This is a genomic window from Actinoplanes sp. NPDC051633, assembly GCF_040681735.1.
Lineage (GTDB): Bacteria > Actinomycetota > Actinomycetes > Mycobacteriales > Micromonosporaceae > Actinoplanes.
On the sequence record NZ_JBFAZH010000282.1, the window covers coordinates 1 to 7,719 of the forward strand.

Here is a 7,719-nt window from a genome sequence, read left to right on the forward strand (position 1 = left end):
TGATCGTCGACGCGGGGGTCGACGTGGCCTGGGCCGCCGCGCAGGCCGCGCTGGGCGCCTTCGCGAACTCGGGACAGATCTGCGTCTCGGTCGAGCGGATCTACGTGCACGCCGACATCGCCGACGACTTCCTGACGGCGCTGTCCGGCGAGGCGGCGGAGTGGGCGAGCCGGATCGGGCCGCTGGTGGACACGCGGCTGCGCGACGCCGTGCACGCCCAGGTGCAGGCGGCTGTCGCGGCCGGCGCCAAGGTGCTGACCGGCGGCGACATCCCGGACGGGCCGGGCGCCTACTATCCGCCGACGGTGCTGGCGGACTGCACCGACGACATGGAGGTGGTGGCCGAGGAGACCTTCGGCCCGGTCGCCGCGGTGGTCGTCGTCGACTCCTTCGCCGACGCGATGAGCCGGGCCGCGTCGTCGCCGTACGGGCTGGCCGCGAGCGTCCTGACGGCCTCGATGTCACACGCGCAGCAGGCCCGCCGCGGGCTGCCGGTCGGCACCGTGAAGATCAACAACGTGTTCGGCGGCGCGCCGGCCGGGGCGGCTCAGCCGCGCGGGGTCAGCGGCCAGGGCTTCGGGTACGGGCCGGAGCTGCTCGACGAGATGACCACGACGAAGGTGGTGCACCTCGAGGACCCGCCTAACGGCTGGTGAGCGTGCACAGGTCCCGTTCGACCCGGGTGGGCAGGGGGTGGCGGCGGCGCAGCGCCCAGGGCAGCAGCCGGGCCGCGTCCGTCACCGCCCCGCGATCGTGCCGCCACGCCCTGGCGGCGGTCCGCGCCACCACCCGGGGCGGGCGGCGCAGCATCGCGGTGAGCAGGTCGTTGCGGGCCTGCCGGCGGCGGCGTGCCCGCGGGTCGCGGCCGGCCGGCTCGGGCAGGTGGCGCACGGTCAGCTCGGGTGTGTAGCTGAGCAGCCAACCGGCGGCGGCCATGTCCATGGCGAGCAGCGCCTCCTCCCCGTACACGTGAAGTGTGGGGTTGAAGCCACCGGCCTGCAGGAAGGCGCTGCGCCGGACCACCGCCGCGCAGGACAGGAAGCCGAGGACCGCCGGGCCGGGCGCGTCGTCGGGCACGCCCAGCGGCGCCCGGGCCATCTCGGCGGAGATCGGGTCGAGGAACTGCTCCGGGCCGACCAGCACCTGGGCGCACAACAGGCCGGTCCGCGGGAAGTCGCGCAGCAGACCGGCGGCCTTGCGCAGCGAGCCCGCCGTCCAGTACGAGTCGTCGTCGGCGAACGCCACGAACTCCGTCGCCGCCAGCTCGACCCCGGCATTGCGGGCGGCGGCCCCTCGGTTGTCCTCCAGCCGGACCACTCGCACCTGCGGAAACGCGGCCTCGATGAGGTCCGGCGTGCCGTCGTCGGAGGCGTTGTCCACCAGGATCACCGGACCCTCGTGCATCGGCATCGTCTCCATCAGACGACCGGCACGATTGCGGGTGGCCACCACCACGGTGACGTCGTTGTCGATCACGGCGCGCGGACTACCCTCACCCGGCGGCCCGGAAACGACTCGTTTGGGTGACCACACCGCCACGATCCGCGAGCGGTCATCCCGCTGCCCGCCTGGCGCTGTACTCGGTCCTGTGTGCCGGGTACTGGATCAGGTTGTCCGGGGTGCCGTCGTTCCAGGCGCGGCGGGTGTCCAGCGGATCGACGTCCTCATAGGCCGGCCGCACCCGGAACTGCCGGCCGTAATCCATCATCCCGTCGAGGAGCCGGTCGACGTCCCGGCCCGGGCGGACCACGAGGCGCATGAACTGGCTGGTCATGCCGAGCTTGTTGCCGCACTCGCGGGTGTAGACGCCGTGGTTGGCCACCAGATAGTCGCGCAGCGCCACGCCCGACCACTCGGTGGGCAGCTTGACCAGGATGAAGTTGCCCTGCGAGGGAAAGACCGTCAATCCGGGTACGCGCTGCAGCTCCCCCGCCATGTCCCGGCGGTCCCGGCTGAGCAGGCGCAGGCTGTCCTCGTACTCCTGGTCATGCTCCTCGATCATGTGGACGACCTTCTCCGCGAGGGAGTTCAGGTTCCACTTCGGCAGCGCCTTGCCGATCCGGCCGGCGATCGCCGGGTTGGCCATCAGGTAGCCGAACCGGATCCCGTGCAGGCCGAAGTTCTTGCCGAGGCTCTTGAGCACCACGGTGTTGGGCCGGATCACGGCGTCCGGGCCGACCGACGGGTACTGCTCGGCGTCGGAGAAGTCGATGAACGACTCGTCGATGATGACCAGGTCGAGGTCGCCGAGCGCGTCCATGAAGCGGATCACGTCGCGCCGGGCGAGGTAGCCGCCGTCCGGGTTGTTGACGTTGCAGACCACCGCCACCCGGGAGCCGCGGTCCCGGATGAACCGCACGTAGTCCTCCAGGTTGAGCCGGAACCCGTCGCGCTCCTGCAGCGGGAACATGTCGACCCGCTTGCCGGTCTCCAGCGGCTGGTCGGTCCACCGCCCGAAGGTGGGAATCGGGATCGCCAGGCTCTCCTTGATGAGCAGGTGATCGATCCAGGTGATCAGCTCGGTGGACCCGTTGGCCATGGCGACGGTCTGCGGGTGCAGCCCGAGGACGCTGGCCAGCTTCTTGGTGATGCTCGTCGAGTCGCTCGGGTAGTACTTCAGGATGTTCTTCAGGTCGCGGGAGAGCTCGTCGAACATCTCCGGCGTCGGGAAGTACGGGTTACAGGGGATGCAGAAGTCGACGATCTCCGCGCCCTCGCCCATGCTGCGGGAGAGGTCGAAGTAGGACGCGCTGTGTGCTCCCTTGTGCAGGATCGATGTATCTATTCCTGTGGCGGCCATTAAGAGGTCCTTTATCCGTGGGGGCGGCATGCGGCACCGTTTGGCGCCCGTCTATACGGGCCGCTCCCTGGATTCGTTCAGATCCGGCCGCGATCAGTTCGATGCATGCTGCGCGATGCCCGACGCGGGACCGTTCGTCGGCGTCAGGAGGCCGTGGTGATGGCGACGCAGCAGCGGTTCGGGCCGGCCACGTCGGAGGCGAACTCGTCGGACATCAGCCAACTGTAGATGCCTAGAGACGAACGCCGGCCGGTCCGATCACGACCGGCGTGCCCGGAGCCGCGTCGCGGTGACCCGGCACCGGCACGCCGAACACCCACAGCGGGATGAAGCCGCCCAGCAGGGCGTCGCCCGCCGCGTTCGGGTGGTAGCAGTCGTGCCGCAGGTCGGGGATCATCTCCGTGGGGTTCGCCGGGTTCCGCAGGACCGCGTCGAAGTCCAGCACCGCATCGAAGGTCCCGCTGGTGCGCAGCCACTGGTTGACCGCCAGCCGGGCCTGCTCCTGAGCGCTGCCGGCGGCCAGGCACATCGGCAGGATGGTGGCGCCCACGATGGGCAGCCCGCGGGAGTGCACCCTGGCGACGATCGTGCGCATGGCGCCGATCACCTGCTCGGCCGAGGCCGGTGGCGCGTTGGCTCCGCCGCCCAGATCGTTGGTGCCCTCGAGCAGCATCACCGCGCGCACGCCGGGCACCGACAGCACGTCACGCTGCAACCGCTGAGGGGCCGGCGGTCCGCAGCACTGACCCGTCGGGTCGTAGGGGTTCGGCTGCACGCTGACCGTGTTGCCGGAGATGCCGGCGTTGGCCACCGCGAGCCGCTGCGCGGGCGGCACCGCGTTCAGCCGGTCGGCGAGGACGTCCGTCCAGCGTTGCCCGGGCGGTCCGACGGCCTCGTAGCCGTCGGTGATGGAGTCGCCGAGCGTGACGAGGGTGCCGCGGGCGGCCGGTCGGTCGCTGACCACGAGATCGAGCCACCACGTCTGCCCGGGGTGGTATCCGGTCGCGGTGCTGGGCGTGTTGCCGGGGATCACCGGATACATCGGGAAGGAGGCGTTGGACTCGTCGCGGGCGGTGTTGCCGCCGGTGTTGATGTAGGAGGCCGGCGGGTCGTACGGGAACGGCGGGAAGGTGTGGTCGTTGATCGGGCTGCCCGGTGCGTACAGGCTGACGGCGACGTCCTGGTTCGCGTGCACGGTGATGGCGACCGGGTCGCTCGTCACCTGGCCACCGGCCGGGATGGTCACGCGGCCGGCGCCGCGGAACCGCAGCCGGTGGTTGGAGCCGGGCACCAAGGTGGCCAGTCCCGGGGCGATCGTGCGGCCCGCCCAGGCCTCGCGCACCACCACCGGAGCGTCGCCGAAGGGGTTCCCGAGCCGGACGCGGATCTGTGATCCGGCGGTCGAGACGCGCGCGATCATCCGGACGGTGACGTCGGGCGACGTGCCGTGCCGGCCCTGCAACGAGGCCTCCCACAGAGCCGCGGATCCAGCTGCGGATCCGGCCGTGGATCCGGCCGTGGATCCGGCCGCGGACCTGCCCGCGGCGGTGACCGGTCCGGCACCGGCCAATGACAGCGCCGCGACGAGCGCGACGGCGAGCATGCCGGCAGTGGTGCGGACCTTTCCGGTGCGGGTGGGTGCCACGACGACCACCTATCCTTCGAGTGCGAACCGACAGCCCCCACTATCGGCGACAGGGACGCTCGTCGATGCCATGGGCCTTTCTCCGGCACATCGCGCACGAGATCGTCGATCTCCGGCCGCGCCGCGGCCGAGTTTTGAGCGGACATGACATCTGGCACAGCCGCCCTCGACAAGTGGACCTATCGTCGATCCATGGAGCTTTACTGGTGGTCTGTCGAGGTGCTGGACGGGTCAGCGGGCTCCGCGCGCGGCTGGCGTGACTCCCTGGGCAATGCGCTCACCGAGGCGGCGGTCACGCACGGCGCCTACGACTGGCAGTGGCACACCCACAGCTGGGGTGTGCTGTTCGAGATCGCGTTCGCGTCGGACGAACGCTGGGCCGAGTTCCGCGCCCTGCCGCTGGTGACCGCGGCTCTGGACGCCGTGCCCGACCCCGTGCACGGGCTGTTCATCCATCCCGGCCGAGGTGGCAGCACCGGGCAGCGGCAGCCGCGCCGGCCGCGGCCGATCGCGGGCGCCGGGGCGGCACCCCTGCCGGAGGACACCGGCGTCCCCCTGCACGCCAACGCGTTCGCGGCCTGAGCTGTTCGCGCGCCTGTCCGCTTGCGATCAGTCGTCGGCGCCCTTGCCGCCGCGCCGGCCGCCGCTGTCGTCACCACTGTCCTGACGGCCCTCGCGGTCCTCGCGGTCCTCGCGGTCCTCGCGGTCCTCACGGCCCTTGTCGTCGCCACCTCTGCCCTTGCCGCTGTCGTCGTCGGCCCCGTCGTCGCTGCTGTCACCTCGGCCGCTGTTGCCTCCGCCGCCGCCTCTGGTGGGTGACGAGGAAGGCCGGGCCGAGGGGCGCTTCGACGACCTGCCCGCGTTGCTGGCGCCGCGGGTCTCGGCCGGGGTCGCCCTCGGCGCGGAGACCGTCCGCTTCGGCACCGGCGCCGGGGCCGGCCCGGCCGTGGATGGCGTGGCCGCGCTCTCGCCGACCTCCTCCGGCGGCGCGTACCAGAGGGAATCCGGCCCGTTCGCCGGCGTGCCGCCGAATGCCGCGGTCATGATGCTCCACCCGCCCGCCGCGACGGCTCCGGTGGCCAGCACCGTCACCAGCGCCACGCCCAGCACGGCCCGCGCGGCCCGGCCTCGGACCCGGGGCGCGGCATGGCGGACGCCGGTGTCCAGCACCACGGGCCGGTTGCGGACGTCGCTCATGATCCGATCCTCATCCGCGGGCCCCGGCGGCGCCATTGTCCGATGGTCCTAGCACCCCCGCCTGCCGCTGCGCCCAGAGCGCCGCCTGGGTGCGGTCGGTCACGCCGAGCTGCTGGTAGACGCTGGTCAGATGGGCCTTCACGGTGCGCTCGCTGATGCCCAGCCGGCGGGCGATCGACTTGTTCGGCAAGCCCTCGCCGACCAGCCGCAGCACCTCCTGTTCGCGATCGGTCAGGGTGAGCGCCGTCCGCGGCGAACGCCGGCTGGTGAGCAGCACCCGCGCGGCCTTGGGATCGAGCGGCGAGCCGCCCTCGACGACCTCACGGACCCCGGAGAGGATGGTCTCCGGCTCGGCGTGCTTGAGCAGGTAGCCCTCGGCGCCGGCCTGCAACGCGTCGAGGATCCGGTTCTGGTCACTGAACGAGGTGAGCACCAGGACGTGGGTCTCCGGCTGGACGGCCAGGATCCGCGAGGTGGCCTGGACGCCGTCCATCCCCGGCATCGACAGGTCCATCAGCACCACGTCGGGGCGCAGCTCGGCGGCCATCACCACGGCCTCCTCGCCGTGCGTCGCCTCGCCGGCCAGCCGCAGGTCATCCGTCGTCTGGAGAAGCTGCGCCAACCCCCGCCGGACGACGGCGTGGTCGTCGACGATCAGCACCCGGATCATGGACCGGCACCTCCGCTTCCACACGCGTCCCGGCCGCCGGAGCCGACCGGACCACCAGCCTGCCGTGCGCGCCGGCGATCAGGTCGCTCAACGCCCGCAATCCGAAATGCCCGCCCTCGGCGCGCTCGGCGAAGACGTCACCGTCGAAACCGCGACCATCATCATCTATCACAAGACGCACCATTTCGCCCTCTTCGACGAGTTCGATGTCGACCTGCTCCGCCCCGCTGTGCGTGCCGATGTTGCGTATCGCCTCCTGCGCCGTGCGGAAGAGCAGGCCGGCGGCCACCGGCGTCAGCCGCTCGGCGTCGCGCACGTCGAGGTTGACCCGGACGCCGGTGCGTTCCAGCGCGACGGCGAGCTCGGCCAGCGCCGACCCGAGGCCCTCCTCCGCGAGGTTGGGCGGATAGATGTCGACCAGCAGCGAACGGAGGGCGCCGATGCCGGCCCGCAGGTCGGCGGCCGCCCGGGTGATGACCTCGCCGCGCTGCGCCTCGTCCGGGTTGCCGAGGCGGGCGGCGTCCAGCGCGTACGTGACCCCGGTGAGCTGCTGCACCACCCCGTCGTGCAGCTCACCGGCGATCCGCCGGCGCTCGGCGTCGGAGGCGTCGACGGCGTGCCGCAGCAGCGCCTCGCGGTCGCGTTGCTGGCGTTGCACCCGGCGGGCGAGCGACCAGGCGAGCGGGATCTGCACGAGCTGCAGGGCCAGCAGCGCGCCCACGGCGATCGGAGCGAACTGCCGCCACGCGGCGCGGCCCGCCTGGTCCACCGCGTCGTAGCGGAAGTAGACCTCGAAGAGCAGCAGCTTGCCCGTGGCGGCGCGCACGCCCACGTACACCTCGAGAAGCTTGCCCCACGGGCGCTCGAACCTGTTCTCCGGCCGCGACAGATCGCTCACCTCGGAGTCGATCTGCTGGGCGCGCAGCGCGGCCAGCTCCTCCTCCTCGAGCTCCCATGAGGTGCCGGCCAGGCCCGGCTGGTCGGAGTAGAGGATGCGGCCGGTGTCGTCCCAGAGCTTCACCCGCACCAGCGAGCCGTGCAGGACGTACTGGCGCATGGCCCGGTCGAACCCGGCTGCCGCGGCCGGGTCGCCGGCGATCACCGCCGCGTCCAGCCGGGGCTCGACCACACCTTTCGCCGTCACCCAGGCGACCTCGCTGGCCGATTCGGTGGCCTGCTCGATGCCCGCCTGGCGAGCGGCCAGAGCGAGCAGCGCGGCCAGGCCGGCCAGCACGGCCACCCCCACCGCGGTGAAGCGCGCGACGAGCCCGACGGTTGACGTCATGCCTCGCAGCGTAAGCGGGCGGCGACCGAAAAAGATCGTCCGGCGGTACTAGTACCCAGGTCCAATGGCGGGTGCTACCGCCGCCCGGCGAGAGTTCTCGGCATGTCAACGCCACTGGTCGC

Annotated in this window: 8 protein-coding genes; 2 read left to right on the plus strand and 6 right to left on the minus strand. The window is 72.0% G+C overall.

What is annotated here, in order from left to right; genetic code table 11:
• The coding region (locus AB0M20_RS17625) for an aldehyde dehydrogenase family protein (RefSeq protein WP_364299285.1) at nucleotides 1-656 on the plus strand (656 nt) is incomplete at its 5' end.
• Here the strand turns inward: AB0M20_RS17625 and AB0M20_RS17630 are convergent.
• From AB0M20_RS17630 to AB0M20_RS17640, 3 genes are all read right to left on the minus strand, one after another.
• A complete protein-coding gene (locus tag AB0M20_RS17630) occupies nucleotides 643-1,476 on the minus strand; it encodes a glycosyltransferase (protein WP_364299287.1) in 834 nt (277 codons plus the stop codon). The genes AB0M20_RS17625 and AB0M20_RS17630 overlap by 14 nt on opposite strands.
• Before the next feature lie 76 nt (nucleotides 1,477-1,552).
• Nucleotides 1,553-2,800 carry a histidinol-phosphate transaminase gene (locus AB0M20_RS17635; protein WP_364299289.1) on the minus strand — a complete coding sequence of 416 codons (1,248 nt, stop codon included), beginning with the start codon at nucleotides 2,798-2,800 and terminating at the stop codon, nucleotides 1,553-1,555.
• A 232-nt stretch (nucleotides 2,801-3,032) separates the two neighbouring features.
• On the minus strand, nucleotides 3,033-4,445 hold the full coding sequence (locus AB0M20_RS17640; RefSeq protein WP_364299291.1) for a GDSL-type esterase/lipase family protein: 1,413 nt from the start codon (nucleotides 4,443-4,445) through the stop codon (nucleotides 3,033-3,035).
• Between the two features lie 192 nt (nucleotides 4,446-4,637).
• On the opposite strand from AB0M20_RS17640, the gene AB0M20_RS17645 reads away from it, so the two are divergent.
• A complete protein-coding gene (locus AB0M20_RS17645) occupies nucleotides 4,638-5,027 on the plus strand; it encodes a hypothetical protein (RefSeq protein ID WP_364299294.1) in 390 nt (129 codons plus the stop codon).
• A gap of 27 nt (nucleotides 5,028-5,054) precedes the next feature.
• On the opposite strand, the gene AB0M20_RS17650 is transcribed toward AB0M20_RS17645, so the two are convergent.
• From AB0M20_RS17650 to AB0M20_RS17660, 3 genes are read right to left on the minus strand one after another with little or no spacing between them, the layout of a single operon-like run.
• Complete coding sequence (locus tag AB0M20_RS17650) at nucleotides 5,055-5,642, minus strand: hypothetical protein (RefSeq protein WP_364299296.1); 588 nt, start codon at nucleotides 5,640-5,642, stop codon at nucleotides 5,055-5,057.
• Between the two features lie 10 nt (nucleotides 5,643-5,652).
• Entirely contained in the window at nucleotides 5,653-6,312 is a 660-nt protein-coding gene (locus tag AB0M20_RS17655; RefSeq protein ID WP_364299298.1) for a response regulator transcription factor, read from the minus strand.
• On the minus strand, nucleotides 6,236-7,597 hold the full coding sequence (locus AB0M20_RS17660; RefSeq protein ID WP_364299300.1) for a histidine kinase: 1,362 nt from the start codon (nucleotides 7,595-7,597) through the stop codon (nucleotides 6,236-6,238). The genes AB0M20_RS17655 and AB0M20_RS17660 overlap by 77 nt, the downstream gene beginning before the upstream one ends.
• Nucleotides 7,598-7,719 lie beyond the last annotated feature (122 nt).